The sequence below is a fragment of the Pseudomonas bharatica CSV86 genome (genome assembly GCF_000319305.2).
Classification (GTDB): Bacteria; Pseudomonadota; Gammaproteobacteria; order Pseudomonadales; family Pseudomonadaceae; genus Aquipseudomonas; species Aquipseudomonas bharatica.
Map to the genome: position 1 here is coordinate 395,679 of NZ_AMWJ02000002.1, position 13,391 is coordinate 409,069.

At 65.4% G+C, this 13,391-nt stretch carries 15 protein-coding genes; 9 read left to right on the forward strand and 6 right to left on the reverse strand.

Annotated elements, in window-relative coordinates; all coding sequences use genetic code 11:
• Positions 1–3: 3 nt before the first annotated feature.
• The 4 genes from CSV86_RS15460 (at position 4) to hemN (ending at position 4,790) form a co-directional block, all read left to right on the forward strand.
• Positions 4–2,424, forward strand: coding sequence for a heavy metal translocating P-type ATPase (locus tag CSV86_RS15460; RefSeq protein WP_170395071.1), 2,421 nt, complete (start codon positions 4–6; stop codon positions 2,422–2,424).
• A gap of 9 nt (positions 2,425–2,433) precedes the next feature.
• The gene (gene ccoS, locus CSV86_RS15465) at positions 2,434–2,649 is read left to right on the forward strand and encodes a cbb3-type cytochrome oxidase assembly protein CcoS (protein WP_009396207.1); all 216 of its coding nucleotides are present in this window, start codon (positions 2,434–2,436) and stop codon (positions 2,647–2,649) included.
• On the forward strand, positions 2,642–3,325 hold the full coding sequence (locus tag CSV86_RS15470) for a sulfite exporter TauE/SafE family protein (protein WP_009396206.1): 684 nt from the start codon (positions 2,642–2,644) through the stop codon (positions 3,323–3,325). The genes ccoS and CSV86_RS15470 overlap by 8 nt, the downstream gene beginning before the upstream one ends.
• A gap of 82 nt (positions 3,326–3,407) precedes the next feature.
• Complete coding sequence (gene hemN, locus CSV86_RS15475; protein ID WP_009396205.1) at positions 3,408–4,790, forward strand: oxygen-independent coproporphyrinogen III oxidase; 1,383 nt, start codon at positions 3,408–3,410, stop codon at positions 4,788–4,790.
• Here the strand turns inward: hemN and CSV86_RS15480 are convergent.
• On the reverse strand, positions 4,787–5,272 hold the full coding sequence (locus CSV86_RS15480; protein ID WP_158487703.1) for a hypothetical protein: 486 nt from the start codon (positions 5,270–5,272) through the stop codon (positions 4,787–4,789). The genes hemN and CSV86_RS15480 overlap by 4 nt on opposite strands.
• 128 nt (positions 5,273–5,400) lie before the next feature.
• Here CSV86_RS15480 and fnrA point away from each other — a divergent pair, with 128 nt between their 5' ends.
• Both fnrA and CSV86_RS15490 read left to right on the forward strand, forming a co-directional pair.
• Entirely contained in the window at positions 5,401–6,135 is a 735-nt protein-coding gene (gene fnrA, locus CSV86_RS15485; RefSeq protein WP_009396203.1) for a Crp/Fnr family transcriptional regulator FnrA, read from the forward strand.
• Between the two features lie 56 nt (positions 6,136–6,191).
• Positions 6,192–6,740, forward strand: a complete 549-nt coding sequence (locus CSV86_RS15490; RefSeq protein ID WP_009396202.1) for an adenine phosphoribosyltransferase — start codon at positions 6,192–6,194, stop codon at positions 6,738–6,740.
• A gap of 123 nt (positions 6,741–6,863) precedes the next feature.
• Here the strand turns inward: CSV86_RS15490 and recR are convergent, their stop codons facing one another.
• From recR to CSV86_RS15510, 4 genes are all read right to left on the reverse strand, one after another.
• Positions 6,864–7,466 carry a recombination mediator RecR gene (recR, locus tag CSV86_RS15495; protein WP_009396200.1) on the reverse strand — a complete coding sequence of 201 codons (603 nt, stop codon included), beginning with the start codon at positions 7,464–7,466 and terminating at the stop codon, positions 6,864–6,866.
• Between the two features lie 95 nt (positions 7,467–7,561).
• Positions 7,562–7,888: a YbaB/EbfC family nucleoid-associated protein gene (locus CSV86_RS15500; protein WP_009396198.1), complete on the reverse strand. Its 327-nt coding sequence runs from the start codon at positions 7,886–7,888 to the stop codon at positions 7,562–7,564.
• Positions 7,889–7,948: 60 nt separating this feature from the next.
• Positions 7,949–9,982, reverse strand: coding sequence for a DNA polymerase III subunit gamma/tau (gene dnaX, locus CSV86_RS15505; protein ID WP_037059209.1), 2,034 nt, complete (start codon positions 9,980–9,982; stop codon positions 7,949–7,951).
• Positions 9,983–10,166: 184 nt separating this feature from the next.
• Positions 10,167–10,628 (reverse strand): DUF2938 domain-containing protein, encoded by a 462-nt coding sequence (locus CSV86_RS15510; RefSeq protein WP_009396194.1) that lies wholly within the window; start codon positions 10,626–10,628, stop codon positions 10,167–10,169.
• A gap of 85 nt (positions 10,629–10,713) precedes the next feature.
• Here CSV86_RS15510 and CSV86_RS15515 point away from each other — a divergent pair, with 85 nt between their 5' ends.
• Together CSV86_RS15515 and CSV86_RS15520 are read left to right on the forward strand one after the other, a co-directional pair.
• Positions 10,714–11,091 carry a helix-turn-helix domain-containing protein gene (locus CSV86_RS15515; RefSeq protein ID WP_009396192.1) on the forward strand — a complete coding sequence of 126 codons (378 nt, stop codon included), beginning with the start codon at positions 10,714–10,716 and terminating at the stop codon, positions 11,089–11,091.
• Positions 11,092–11,195: 104 nt separating this feature from the next.
• Positions 11,196–11,561, forward strand: a complete 366-nt coding sequence (locus tag CSV86_RS15520; RefSeq protein ID WP_009396191.1) for a hypothetical protein — start codon at positions 11,196–11,198, stop codon at positions 11,559–11,561.
• 55 nt (positions 11,562–11,616) lie between these two features.
• On the opposite strand, the gene CSV86_RS15525 is transcribed toward CSV86_RS15520, so the two are convergent.
• Positions 11,617–12,534, reverse strand: a complete 918-nt coding sequence (locus CSV86_RS15525) for a LysR family transcriptional regulator (protein WP_009396190.1) — start codon at positions 12,532–12,534, stop codon at positions 11,617–11,619.
• 101 nt (positions 12,535–12,635) lie between these two features.
• On the opposite strand from CSV86_RS15525, the gene CSV86_RS15530 reads away from it, so the two are divergent.
• The gene (locus CSV86_RS15530) at positions 12,636–13,388 is read left to right on the forward strand and encodes an SDR family NAD(P)-dependent oxidoreductase (RefSeq protein WP_009396188.1); all 753 of its coding nucleotides are present in this window, start codon (positions 12,636–12,638) and stop codon (positions 13,386–13,388) included.
• Positions 13,389–13,391: the final 3 nt, after the last annotated feature.

Below are 13,391 nucleotides of genomic sequence, written 5' to 3' on the forward strand. Positions count from 1 at the left end.
GCCCTGCCCGTCCCCGCCGACAGCCATTTCACCGCCGTCGTGCTCGGCGAACCCCGGCCATTCTGCTGCCCCGGCTGCCAGGCGGTGGCCGAGGCCATCGTTGCCGGCAAGCTGGAGAGTTATTACCAGCACCGCAGCGAAGCCAGCGCCAATCCCGATGCCCTGCCCCGCCAGTTGGCCGATGAACTGGCCCTGTACGACCGCGCCGATGTCCAGCAACCCTTCGTCCGCCATGAAGGTGAGCTGGCCGAAGCCACCCTGCTGGTCGAAGGCATCAGTTGCGCCGCCTGTGGCTGGCTGATCGAGAAACGCCTGCGCAGCCTGCCCGGCGTCGCCGAAGCGCGCCTGAACCTGTCCAATCACCGTCTGCTGGTGAGCTGGGCCGACAGTCAGTTACCACTGTCCAGCCTGCTCGCCGAACTGCGCCGGATCGGCTACGCCGCCCACCCCTACCAGCCCGACCGCGCCGCCGAGCAACTGGCCGGGGAAAACCGTACCGCCCTGCGCCAGCTCGGCGTGGCCGGCCTGCTGTGGTTCCAGGCGATGATGGCGACCATGGCCACCTGGCCCGAATTCAACATCGACCTCAGCCCCGAAATGCACACCATCCTGCGCTGGGTGGCGATGTTCCTGACCACGCCCATCGTTTTCTACAGTTGCGCGCCGTTCTTCCGTGGCGCCGCCCGTGACCTGCGCACCCGCCACCTGACCATGGACGTCTCGGTGTCGCTGGCCATCGGCCTGGCCTATGCCGCTGGGATCTGGACCGCAATCACCGGCAGCGGCGAGCTGTATTTCGATGCGGTGGGCATGTTCGCCCTGTTCCTGCTCGCTGGCCGCTACCTGGAGCGCCGCGCCCGCGAGCGCACTGCCGCGGCCACCGCGCAACTGGTCAACCTGCTGCCAGCCTCGTGCCTGCGCCTGGATGCCGCCGGCAACAGCGAGCGCATCCTGCTGCGCGAACTGCAGATCGGCGACCGCGTGCAGGTCCGGCCCGGCGCGGTGATACCGGCCGACGGGCGCATCGTCGACGGCCAGTCGAGCATCGACGAATCCCTGCTGACCGGCGAATACCTGCCCCGCCCGCGGCAGACCGGCGACAGCGTCACCGCCGGCACCCTCAATGTGGAAAGCGTACTGACCGTGGAGGTCCAGGCCCTGGGCCACGACACCCGGCTTTCCGCCATCGTCCGCCTGCTGGAGCGGGCGCAGTCGGAAAAGCCGCGCCTGGCGGAAATCGCCGACCGCGCCTCGCAATGGTTCCTGCTGTTCAGCCTGGTCGCCGCCCTCGGCATCGGCCTGCTGTGGTGGCAGATCGACGCCGAGCGGGCCTTCTGGATCGTCCTGGCGATGCTGGTGGCGACCTGCCCTTGCGCCCTGTCCCTCGCCACCCCGACCGCCCTCACCGCGGCCACCGGCACCCTGCACCGCCTTGGCCTGCTGCTGACCCGCGGCCATGTGCTGGAAGGCCTGAACCAGATCGACACGGTCATCTTCGACAAGACCGGCACCCTCACCGAAGGTCGCCTGACCCTGCGCGCCATCCGCCCGCTGGCCGGGCTCGATGCCGATCACTGCCTGCGCCTTGCCGCTGCCCTGGAAAACCGCTCCGAACACCCGATCGCCCGCGCTTTCGGCCGCACCGCCGCAGTGGCCGAAGCGGTGCAAAGCACCCCGGGCCTGGGCCTGGAAGGCCAGGTCGAAGGCCGCCTGCTGCGTATCGGCCAGGCTGCCTTCAGTTGCGGGCCGAGCGGCGCGCCAGTGCCGCCGATGCCCGACGAACCCGGCCAATGGCTGCTGCTCGGCGACCAGCAAGGCCCGCTGGCCTGGTTCGTCCTCGACGACCGCCTGCGCCACGACGCCGCCGACCTGCTCGACGCCTGTCGCGCCCGTGGCTGGCGAACCCTGCTGCTGTCCGGCGACAGCTCGCCGATGGTCGCCAGCGTCGCTGCCGAGCTGAACATCGACCAGGCCGTCGGCGGCCTGCGCCCGGACGACAAGCTGCAGCGCCTCAAGGCCCTGCAGGCCGAAGGGCGCAAGGTGCTGATGCTGGGCGACGGGGTCAACGACGTGCCGGTGCTGGCGGCGGCGGATATCAGCATCGCCATGGGCTCGGCCACCGACCTGGCCAAGACCAGCGCCGACGCGGTGCTGTTGTCCAACCGCCTCGACAGCCTGGTGCAGGCCTTCGTCCTGGCCCGCCGCACCCGGCGGATCATCATCGAGAATCTGTGCTGGGCCGCGCTCTACAATGGCCTTATGCTGCCGTTTGCCGCCCTCGGCTGGATTACCCCGGTGTGGGCGGCGGTCGGCATGTCGGTCAGTTCGCTGATCGTGGTGCTCAATGCCCTGCGCCTGACCCGGCTGCGCGGCAGCGTGGCGGCGCAGCCCGCACCCGCCGCGGCCCATGCCGCGCCCGCCTGAGGAACTGCCATGCCCGCACTCTACGTGATGATTCCCGCCGCTCTGGTCCTGGTCGGCATCGCCGTGTACATCTTCTTCTGGGCAGTGGACAGCGGCCAGTACGAGGACCTCGACGGCCCGGCCCACAGCATCCTGTTCGATGACCAGGACCCCAAGCACCAGGCTGCGGTAAAAGGCGAGGAAACCGCCACGGACGACAAGCCGGAGCCGCCTGCCCGTGGTTGAACTGCTGCCCCTGCTCGGCTCCGCCTTGATCCTCGGCCTGCTCGGCGGCGGCCATTGCCTGGGCATGTGCGGCGGCCTGATGGGCGCACTGACCCTGGCCATCCCGCCCGAACAGCGCGGCCGCCGCCTGCGCCTGCTGATTGCCTACAACCTTGGCCGCGTGCTCAGCTACGCCAGCGCCGGCCTGCTGCTGGGCCTGGCCGGCTGGGCCCTGGCCGGCAGCCCGCTGGCCACGGCGATGCGCGTGCTTGCCGCGCTGTTGTTGATCGCCATGGGCCTGTACCTGGCCGGCTGGTGGAGCGGCCTGACCCGGGTGGAAGCCCTGGGGCGTGGCCTGTGGCGGCATATCCAGCCAGTGGCGACGCGCCTGCTGCCGGTTTCCAGCCTGCCTCGCGCCCTGCTGCTGGGCGCCCTGTGGGGCTGGCTGCCCTGCGGCCTGGTCTACAGCACCCTGCTCTGGGCCGCCAGCCAGGGCAGCGCCATCAACAGCGCCCTGCTGATGCTGGCGTTCGGCGTCGGCACCTGGCCGGTCCTGCTCGCCACCGGCCTGGTCGCCGAGCGCAGCAACGCCCTGCTGCGCCAGCGCGGGGTGCGCATCGCCGGTGGCCTGCTGGTGATCCTGTTCGGCCTGTGGACCCTGCCCGGCCCGCACCAGCACTGGCTCATGGGCCACTGAAGCGGGCTTGATGCAAATCAACACCGATGTACGTGGCGCTCCCTAGACTCCGGACACTGCCGTAATTCCTGGGACTGCCACCATGTACGACGCCCTCCAATGGGACTCTGACCTGATCCGCCGCTACGATCTGGCCGGCCCGCGCTACACCTCCTACCCGACCGCGGTGCAACTGCACAGCGAGATCGGCTCCTTCGACCTGCTCCATGCCCTGCGCGACAGCCGTCGCGCGGCGCGTCCGCTGTCCCTGTACGTTCATGTGCCGTTCTGCGCCAACATCTGCTACTACTGCGCCTGCAACAAGGTCATCACCAAGGACCGCGCCCGCGCCCAGCCCTACCTGCAACGCCTGGAGCAGGAAATCCAGCTGATCGCCTGCCACCTCGACCCGGGACAGACCGTGGAGCAGTTGCACTTCGGCGGCGGCACCCCGACCTTCCTCAGCCACGTCGAACTGCGCGAACTCATGGCCCACCTGCGCCAGCACTTCAACCTGCTGGACGATGATTCCGGCGACTACGGCATCGAGATCGACCCGCGCGAGGCCGACTGGTCGACCATGGGCCTGCTCCGCGAACTGGGCTTCAACCGCGTCAGCCTCGGCGTACAGGACCTCGACCCGGCCGTGCAGCGGGCGATCAACCGCCTGCAGAGCCTGGAGCAGACCCGCACCATCATCGAAGCGGCGCGCACCCTGCAATTCCGCTCGATCAACCTCGACCTGATCTACGGCCTGCCCAAGCAGACCCCGGAAGGCTTCGCCCGCACCGTCGAGGAAGTGATCAAGCTGCAGCCCGACCGCCTCTCGGTGTTCAACTACGCACACCTGCCGGAACGCTTCATGCCCCAGCGGCGCATCGACAGCAGCGACCTGCCGGCCCCGGCGGCCAAGCTGGAAATGCTCCACCGCACCATCGAGCAACTGACAGGCGCCGGCTACCGCTACATCGGCATGGACCATTTCGCGCTGCCCGACGACGAACTGGCCATCGCCCAGGAAGAAGGCACCCTGCAGCGCAATTTCCAGGGCTACACCACCCACGGCCACTGCGACCTGATCGGCCTGGGCGTGTCGTCCATCAGCCAGATCGGCGACCTGTACTGCCAGAACAGCAGCGACCTGGCCGACTACCAGAACGCCCTCGACGCCGCGCAACTGGCGACCCGTCGCGGGCTGATCTGCAACCAGGACGACCGCGTGCGCCGGGCCGTGATCCAGGACCTGATCTGCCATTTCGAGCTGGATTTCGAGCGCATCGAACAGGCCTTCACCATCGACTTCCACGGCTACTTCAAGGAGCTATGGCCGGCATTGAAAGTGATGGCCAAGGACGGTCTGATCGAACTGCGCAGCGACGGCATCAGCGTGCTGCCGGCCGGACGCCTGCTGGTGCGCTCGGTGTGCATGGTGTTCGACGCGTATCTGGACCTGAGCAACCGCCAGCGTTTCTCGCGGGTGATCTAGACCAGCAGCTTCATGGCCTTGCCGACCTGGTCCGGTGTCAGATCGGCCTGGCTCATGGCCCGGACCAGTCCGAAATTGACGGTATTCAACGACGCGGACAATGCGCTGACCCGGGCTTGCAAGGCGGCAGTCTTTTTCTGCATTTCAACCGGATCGAGGGAACGATCGCGCATCAACGCCTGGAGCTGGCGGTTGGCCTCGGCCAGTTCCCTTTGCAGTTTGCGGATCATCTTGAGCAACTGACGAACGGACTCGGGCAGCCCACTTTCGTCGATATCGGCGTCGCCCTGCTGTTTGCTGGCGACTTCCAGGCCCTTGAGGGACAGGTCGACCTTGATCCCCTCGGACGGCGCGGAACCGCTCTGGCGCGCCTCTTCAGCCTGTTTGGCGGAGGTTTGCGCCTGATTGGCGAGGATTGCCTGGCGAGTGCTCTTGATATCGACGGTCAGCATGGCGCGGCCTGCCTGGGGAAAAAGATCCATGAAGGGGTATCGGCGGCAAAGCCGCGAACTTGAGCGGGAGGCGCACCAAAACAGAGCAAGCTGGCCTACAGTAGCCCGGCTGGGTTACCCTTGCATTCTATGTGTGCTTTCCCACAAGGATCGATGAAATGTCTGAGCCAGTTAAACTGCGCCCTCACAACCAGGCTCATTGCAAGGATTGCAGCCTGGCGCCCCTGTGCCTGCCGTTGTCGCTGAACCTGGAAGACATGGACGCACTGGATGAAATCGTCAAACGCGGGCGACCCCTGAAGAAAGGCGAGTTTCTGTTCCGGCAGGGTGACAACTTCGGCTCTGTCTACGCGGTGCGCTCCGGCGCCCTGAAAACCTTCAGCCTCAGCGATGGCGGCGAAGAGCAGATCACCGGCTTCCACCTGCCCAGCGAACTGGTCGGGCTGTCCGGCATGGACACCGAGGCCTATCCGGTCTCGGCCCAGGCCCAGGAAACCACCTCGGTGTGCGAGATTCCGTTCGAGCGCCTGGACGAGCTGTCGGTGCAACTGCCGCAATTGCGTCGCCAGTTGATGCGGGTGATGAGCCGGGAGATTCGCGACGACCAGCAGATGATGCTGCTGCTCTCGAAGAAAACCGCCGACGAACGCATCGCCACCTTCCTGGTCAACCTCTCCGCACGCTTCCGCGCCCGTGGCTATTCGGCCAACCAGTTCCGCCTGAGCATGTCGCGCAACGAAATCGGCAATTACCTGGGCCTGGCGGTGGAAACCGTATCCCGGGTGTTCACCCGCTTCCAGCAGAACGGCCTGATCGAGGCCGAAGGCAAGGAAGTGCGCATCCTCGACCCGATCCAGCTCTGCGCGCTGGCCGGTGGCGCACTGGAAGCCTGATTCCTCGCGCGAACGGGTATACTGACGGGCGTTTTGCCCACCAGGATACCCGTTCCATGCCCAGCGACAGCTTTGACCTCAAATCCCTCATCCGCCCGGTCGTGGACTTCCCCAAGCCCGGCGTGATCTTCCGTGACATCACCCCGCTGTTCCAGTCGCCCCGCGGGCTGCGCCATGTCATGGACCAATTCATCGAGCGGTATGTCGAGGCCGACTTCAGCCATATCGGCGCCATGGATGCCCGTGGCTTCCTGATCGGCTCGATCATCGCCCATGAACTGAACAAGCCGCTGATCCTGTTCCGCAAGCAGGGCAAACTGCCGGCCGATGTGATCAGCCAGGGCTACCAGACCGAATACGGCGAAGCCTTCCTGGAAGTGCATGCCGACAGCCTGTGCGAAGGCGACAAGGTACTGATCTTCGACGACCTGATCGCCACTGGCGGGACCTTGCTGGCGGCGGCAAGCCTGGTGCGGCGAATGGGCGCTGCGGTGTATGAAGCGGCGGCGATCATCGACCTGCCGGAGCTGGGCGGCTCGCAGAAGCTGCGCGAAGCGCAGGTGGAGACGTTCTGCCTGACCGAGTTTTCGCTCAGCGAATACTGATCGGCTTCAGGGCCTCATCGCTGGCAAGCCAGCTCCCACAGGTTCACTGCAAGGCTTTGGCCTGAGGTGATCCCTGTGGGAGCTGGCTTGCCAGCGATGAGGCCCTGAAAAACAACACAAGATTCAGAGGGAAATTGGTTTACGCCCGGCAAACGAGTGAGCCAGCGTCCCACCATCCACCAGCTCCAGTTCCCCGCCCAGCGGCACCCCATGGGCGATCCGCGAGGCCACCAGGCCCTTGTCCGCCAGCAACTGGGCGATGTAATGCGCCGTCGCCTCGCCTTCCACCGTCGGGTTGGTCGCCAGGATCACCTCGGTAAAGGTGCCCTGCTCCTCGATCCGCGCCATCAACTGCGGAATGCCGATCGCCTCGGGCCCCAGGCCATCCAGCGGCGACAGATGCCCCTTGAGCACGAAATAACGCCCGCGATAGCCGGTCTGCTCCACCGCGTAGACGTCCATCGGCCCTTCCACCACGCACAGCAGCGTGTCGTCACGGCGCGGATCAGCGCATTGCGGGCACAACTCCTGCTCGGTCAGGGTGCGGCACTGACGGCAATGGCCAACCCCTTCCATGGCCTTGGTCAACGCCTCGGCCAGGCGCGTACCGCCACTGCGGTCGCGCTCGAGCAGTTGCAAGGCCATGCGCTGGGCGGTTTTCTGGCCCACGCCCGGCAGGGTGCGCAAGGCGTCGATCAACTGGCGAATCAGGGGACTGAAGCTCATGGTAAAAGGCCCGGCAAATCATCGAATGGGAGAAACGACGGTGGGAGCGACGACCTCAAGGCCGTGCTCCCACCGTGGGTACAGCGGATGCCGTCTTAAAACGGCATCTTGAAGCCAGGAGGCAACTGCATCCCGGCAGTCATGCCGCTCATCTTGTCCTGGCTGTTCTGCTCGACCTTGCGCACGGCGTCGTTGACGGCGGCGGCGATCAGGTCTTCCAGTACTTCCTTGTCTTCCTGCATCAGGCTGTCGTCCAGGCTGATGCGCTTGACGTCATGACGACCGGTCATGACCACGCTGACCAGGCCGGCGCCGGATTGACCGGTCACTTCGGCGTTGGCCAGTTCTTCCTGCATCTTGGCCATCTTTTCCTGCATCTGCTGCGCCTGCTTCATCAGGCCGGCCATGCCACCTTTCATCATGAGAAATCACCTCGGTAGTTGTATGACTCACCGCGCACCGGGCGCGGCGCTGGATAGGGGTTATTCGCCTTGGGTCACCACGGCGTCGACAGGTTCAATAGTATCGTGGCGCACGCTGGCACCGAACTTCTGGATCATTTGCTGGATGAACGGGTCGTTCTCGATCGACTGCTCGGCCTCGCGCTGGCGGTTGGCGCGCTTGCGTGCCGCGGCCTGGGCCGGGGTTTCCTGCTCGGGGCGGATCAGCTCGATGCTCAGGTTCAGGGTGCGGCCCAGGTGCTGGTTCAGCGCCTCGTTCAGGCGGCGCTGCTGGGTGGCGTTGAACAGGGCACTGTGGTTCGGGTCCAGGTGCAGCAGCCAGTTGTCGCCTTCGGCGCTGACCAGGGTGCAGTTGGCCGCGATGCTCCCGGTCATGCCGGAAATCGGCAGGTGCGGGAACAGCTCCAGCCATTGCAAGGCCAGGCCCGTGGCCGGTTGCGCAGCGGGCTCGGGTTCCGGCTCCGGGGCCGGCTCGGCGCTGAGTTCGGCGGCGTGCTCGGTGGCCAGTTCGTCCAGGTAGCTGTAGCCGGCCGGGTCCACTTCGCCCATGTAGTAATCGTCGTCCGGCGGTGGCTCGTCGTCGCGGTCCATGCCGGCGGGGGCGTAGGCCTGGTCGTCGTGGGGCGGCTCTTCGCGCGGGGCGGCAGGCGGCGCGGCGGCGACAGGGGCCGGGGCTGGCTCGGGTTCAGGTGCAGCGACAGGCGCAGGAATCGGGTCTTCCCAGGGCAGGTCGGTGACTTCCTCGATTTCCGGCTCGGGCTCGGCTGCGACGACGGGCTCGGCTTCCGGCTCGGGTTGCGGCGCTGGCTCGGGCTCAGGCTCGGGCACCGCCTCGACGACCGGAGCGGGAGCACTGACAGGCTGCGGGGCGGGTGCGGCGATCGCAACCGGGGCCACCGGTGCCGGGGAATCAGTCGTGGCCTGGCTGATCCCCACTGGCTTTAGTGTCGTGCCCGGGGCATCGCCGCTGTCGGCCGGGCGGAACGCCAGCATGCGCAGCAACACCATCTCGAAGCCGCCACGCGGGTCGGGTGCCAAGGGCAGGTCACGCCGGCCGATCAGGCCCATCTGGTAGTAGAACTGCACATCCTCGGCCGGCAGGGCCTGGGCCAGCGCCAGTACCTTGTCGCGGTCGCCCTGGCCGTTGTCCACCGCCTCGGGCAGCGCCTGGGCGATGGCCACGCGGTGCAGCACGTTGAGCATTTCCGACAACACGCCGTTCCAGTCCGGCCCCTGCTCGGCCAGATGGCGCACGGCCTCCAGCAGCGCCCGGGCATCGCCTTCCAGCAAGGCCTGGAGCACGCCGTAGACCTGGCCATGGTCGAGGGTACCGAGCATCGCCCGCACATCGGCAGCCAGGACCTTGCCCTCGCCAAAGGCGATGGCCTGGTCGGTCAGGCTCATGGCGTCGCGCATCGACCCGTCGGCAGCGCGGCCGAGCAACCACAGGGCATCGTCCTCGAAGGGCACGTTCTCCACACCGAGCACATGGCTCAGGTGCTCGACCACCCGTTCGGGGGTCATGTTCTTCAGGGAGAACTGCAGGCAGCGGGACAGGATGGTCGCCGGCAGTTTCTGCGGGTCGGTGGTGGCCAGGATGAACTTGACGTAGGGCGGCGGCTCTTCCAGGGTCTTCAGCAGGGCGTTGAAGGAATGGCTGGAAAGCATGTGCACTTCGTCGATCAGGTAGACCTTGAAGCGCCCGCGGCTCGGCGCGTACTGCACGTTATCCAGCAGTTCGCGGGTGTCCTCGACCTTGGTCCGGCTCGCGGCGTCGATCTCGATCAGATCGACGAAGCGGCCCTCGTCGATCTCCCGGCACACCGAGCAGGTGCCGCAGGGGGTCGAGGTGATGCCGGTTTCGCAGTTCACGCACTTGGCGATGATCCGCGCGATGGTAGTCTTGCCGACCCCGCGGGTGCCGGTGAACAGATAGGCATGGTGCAGTCGCTGGTTATCGAGTGCGTTGATCAAGGCCTTGAGCACGTGGGTCTGGCCGACCATTTCGCGGAACGAGCGCGGACGCCATTTACGTGCAAGGACCTGATAACTCATGAAAAACGTCGCAACCTGAACGAGCGGGGAGAGACCGCTAATGCTAGCGGAGCGGGGGCAAAATTGCATCCTGCCATTCATTAGCGCCACGAACCCTGTGGGAGCTGGCTTGCCAGCGATTGCGATGGTGAATTCACTACTGCAATCGCTGGCAAGCCAGCTCCCACAGGGTTCGCGGTGTGCTTCAGAGAAGGCATGCTGCCAGGAACAGCCCGCAGCCGAACACCACATGCGTCATCAAACTCCGCCCCCGGTTCCGCCACGGCGTCGGCGTTCTGCTGGCAAAGAACCCCGCCCCCATCGCCGGCTGCATCACGCACCACGGCGCCAGCACCGTCGCAATCCCGAAGAGCAAGGCCGGAGCCAGTGTCGGCTGGCGCAACCAGCCTTCTCCCACCAGCCCCACCAACCCGGCCGCGAACAGCAACCCTATCGCATAATGCAGCACCCAGCCCCAGGCCAGCTCGTGGGCCACAGGTTCACTCCTGGCAATCCCCTGATGATGCACGCGCCCCTTCAACAAATGCCCGGCCCAGCGCCCGAGCATGGCGTAATTCAGGGTGGCGACCCCAAGCCGCTTGAGCAACAGCGTCCACAGGTCCATGACCAGCGTGGCACCCACCCCGATCAACACAATGGAAAACATGGCAAATCCCCTCGGCACGTTGACGAAATCGAAACATGCCGCGCAGGATAGAAGTTGAAGTCAACTTCAAGTCAAGGGTTCGCCAATGGACATTGCCGACGTCGCCAAACGCACCGGAGTACCAGCCTCGACGCTGCGCTACTACCAGAAGATCGGCCTGCTCCAGTCCCTCGCCGGCCACGGCCAGCGGCGCCAGTTCGCGGCGGACGTGGAAGACCGCCTGGCCCTGATCGCCCTGGGCCAGGCGGCGGGTTTTTCCCTGGATGAGGTGGGCGCGATGCTGGTGGACCTGCAGGTGGACCGGCACATGCTGGTGGCCAGGGCCGACGAGATCGATGCGCAGGTCAAGCGCTTGCAGGCGATGAGCAAGGGGCTGCGGCATGCGGCGCAGTGTCCGGAGAAGGATCACCTGGCGTGTCCGACGTTTCGGCGGTTGATGAAGGTGTCGTTGCTCAGGCGCTGAGCGAAGCTTCGCCGCCGGCAGCCGGTTGCACCTGGTGCAAAGGCTAAATACGCTTCGTCAGCCATTGAACACCATCCACCGAAGACGCTTGAAAGGGACCCCGCATGATCTTCAAATCCGATGACGAAGCCATCGCCGAACGCTATTTCCGCTCTTCCCAGGACATCGGCTCGCTGTTCGCGATCAGTGCCGGCCTGACCTGCCTGCAATTCCAGGATCCACGACCTTTCGCCATGATCGTCACCGCCTTGTTCTTCCTTTGGGCGTTTCTCTCGGGAGGCGCTTATCGTCGAATCGCCAAGGCGTACCTGAAGCAGTATCCCGGTGTTCTCGGTGGGATTCGGTTTGCTGTCACCAAGTTGCCACTGGTGCTGTGCAGCCTGACGTTTCTCGCCCTGATCATGATGGGCGTGCTGACTGCGGAGCGAATTCTGCAATTTGGCAAGCTTCTACCCGTCTCTCCGTTCTGAAAAGGGAAACGGTCCGGCTTGCCGTGCTGCTCAACTGAAAACCGGCCCCCTCGTTTTACTTCGCGCAACGCCAGGCAGGCGCGGAGAGATGCTCATGGAAAAAGTCGGACAGCGCCCTGATCTTCGCTGGCCGCGTCCGTGCAGACGGCGTGACGAAGTACAACCCTCCCCGCGTCATGCTCCACTGCGGAAGGATTCGCTCCAGACGCCCATCGGCCAGGTACTCGCTGGCTATGAACTCGGGCAGTTCCGCAATGGCGAGCCCTTCGAGCAAGACCGGCAACAGCGCATCGGAGTTGGTGACCCGCAGCGGCCCTGTGGGCAACACGTCTTCTTCCGTCCCCGACGCGTCAGTAAAGCGCCACACCTGGCTCCGGGCACGGTAGGCATAGCTGAGACAGGGGGCATCAGCCAGATCCCTTGGATGTTGCGGACGACCGTGCCGCTGCAGATAGGCCGGCGCCGCCACCAGCACCTGCGTGACGGCGCAGAGGCGCCTGGCTACCAGGGAGGAATCGGGCAACGCGGCAATCCGCAGTGCCGCGTCGAAACCTTCTGCAACCAGGTCCACCGAGGCATCGGAGAGATGCAGGTCGATGGACAGCCCGGGGTACTGGCGAATCAATTTCGGCAGCAATGGCGCCACCCAACGCAACCCGAACGACATCGGCACCGCCAGCCGCACCTGCCCACGGGGTTGCACCGACAGCTCCATGGCCTGCCCTTCGACCTCCTCGGCCTGTCGATAGATCTCGCTCGCCTTGCCGACCATGCCATGCCCGAACTCGGTCAACGACAGTTGTCGTGACGTGCGGTTGAACAGCCGTCCGCCCAAGCGCTCTTCGAGGCGGGCAACCGCACGTGACACTGTCGGCACCGAGACGCCCATGACCCGCGCCGCCGCCGCGAACGACCCTTCTTCAGCCACCTTGGCGAACATGGCCAGGCCTTCAAAATCCGGAAGTTTGCTCATTTCATTTCTGCAACGATGAGTTTCAAACGATTCTATTTTGGTTTTATCTGATCGTCGATACGCTTCTCCCACCGAAACAAACACCCTCTTGGAGAAGCATCATGAACGGTAAGCTTGAAGGCAAAATCGCAATCGTCACCGGTGGCACCAGCGGCATCGGCCTGGCCACTGCAAAGCTCTTCGCCAGCGAAGGCGCAACCGTCTACATCACGGGCCGTCGCCAGGCGGAACTGGACGCCGCCGTGGCGCTGATCGGCAACGCGACCGGCGTGCAGGTCGACTCCTCGAAGGTGGAGCAACTGGACGCGTTCTACCAGCAGGTAAAAGCGCAACACGGTCGCATCGACGTGCTGTTCGCCAATGCCGGTGGCGGCTCGATGCTGCCGCTGGGCGAAATCACCGAGGCGCACTACCACGACACCTTCGACCGCAACGTCAAGGGCACGCTGTTCACCGTGCAGCAGGCGCTGCCGCTGTTGGCACAAAATGCCTCGGTGATTCTCACCGGCTCCACCGCAGGCAGTTCCGGCACCCCGGCGTTCAGCGTGTACGCGGCGTCCAAGGCCGCCGTACGAGCCTTTGCCCGCAACTGGATTCTTGATCTGAAAGACCGGAATGTTCGGGTCAACACCATCAGCCCGGGTGCCACCCGTACCCCGGGCCTGGTGGAACTCGCCGGCCCCGACGCTGCGCAACAGCAAGGCCTGCTGGACTACCTGGCTTCGCAGATCCCGCTGGGTCGCGTCGGCGAACCGGAAGAAATCGCCAAGGCCGCATTGTTCCTGGCGTCCAGCGATGCCAGCTTTGTGAATGGGGCAGAATTGTTCGTTGATGGTGGCCAGGCGCAAATCTGATCT